1 protein-coding gene and 1 pseudogene are annotated in these 1,110 nt (G+C 72.2%); one reads left to right on the top strand and one right to left on the bottom strand.

Annotation, left to right across the window (positions count from 1 at the left end):
- On the bottom strand, window positions 1–834 hold an 834-nt coding region (locus NQ160_RS24095; RefSeq protein ID WP_374113714.1), incomplete at its 3' end, for a PHP domain-containing protein.
- Window positions 835–871: 37 nt separating this feature from the next.
- Between NQ160_RS24095 and NQ160_RS24090 the strand changes: the two are divergent.
- Window positions 872–1,110: pseudogene (locus NQ160_RS24090) on the top strand (endonuclease/exonuclease/phosphatase family protein); the annotation flags it as partial.

Below are 1,110 nucleotides of genomic sequence, written 5' to 3'. Positions count from 1 at the left end.
GTTGGGCTTTCCCCGGCCGTGGTAGTCGCTGGATCCCGTGACGATGAGGTCGTGCTCGTCGGCCACCGCCTGCAGCACGGCGATGCCTTCCGGGGTGTTCTCTCGGTGCCCGAGCTCGAACCCGCCGAGGCCGAGCGCGATGAGCTCGTCGATGAGCGGCATCGGCATCATGCGGTCGCGGCCGGCGGGAGTCGGATGGGCGATGATGGGCACGCCGCCCGCGGCGACGATGAGGCGCACCGCATCGCGGACGTCCGGGGCGTAGTGCGGCACGTAGTAGCCGCTCGTGGGGGCGAGGATGCCGGAGAACGCCTCGGCCCGGTCACGGGCGAGGCCGCGTGCGACGAGGGCGTCGGCGATGTGCGGGCGGCCGACCGTCGCGCCGTCGCCGGTCTCGGCCACGACGTCTGCCCAGGTGAGGTCGTAATCGCGCCCGATCGCCTCGACGATCCGTTCCGCCCTCCCGAGCCGGGCGCGGCGGATGCGTTCGGTCTCGGCGCGCAGGCCCGGGTCGTCGGGGTCGAACAGATAGGCCAGCACGTGCACGCTGCGCCAGCGGTCGGTGGCGCTGAGTTCCATGCCGGCGAGGAAGGTCATGCCGAGAGACGTAGCCGCCTCTGCACCCTCCGCCCAGCCCGCGGTCGTGTCGTGGTCGGTCAGGGCGGCGGTGCGCACCCCCGCCCGGTGCACCGCGAGCATCGCCTCCGCGGGCGACTCCGTGCCGTCGGAGTAGACCGAGTGCAGGTGGAGGTCGCTGGGGCCCTCGAACCTCTGCCGTGCTGAACTCACCCCACGAGCGTAGCGGCGCAGGGGCGGGACAGACGGGTGCGGCATCCGCCGATCTCCCAGACAGCTGTCATAGAGTCGCGACGTGCTGCGACTGACCGGGATCCTCGTGACGGTCCTGTTCGCCATCGCGGCAGCGATCCTCACCTGGCCGTCGTTCTTCCGGCTCGAGCGCACGTTCCCGATCGCGCAGGTCGTCTCGTTCCGTCCGCTCATGGCGCTCGCCTTCGCCGCCGGTGTCATCGTCGCCCTGCTGCTGGCCGTCGCCCGGCCGTTGCGGGCGATGGCGCTGTCCATCGCCGCGGTGTGCGCGATCGCCGCCGT

This window comes from Microbacterium sp. zg.Y909 (genome assembly GCF_024626565.1).
This window is presented reverse-complemented; position numbering and strand designations above follow the sequence as displayed.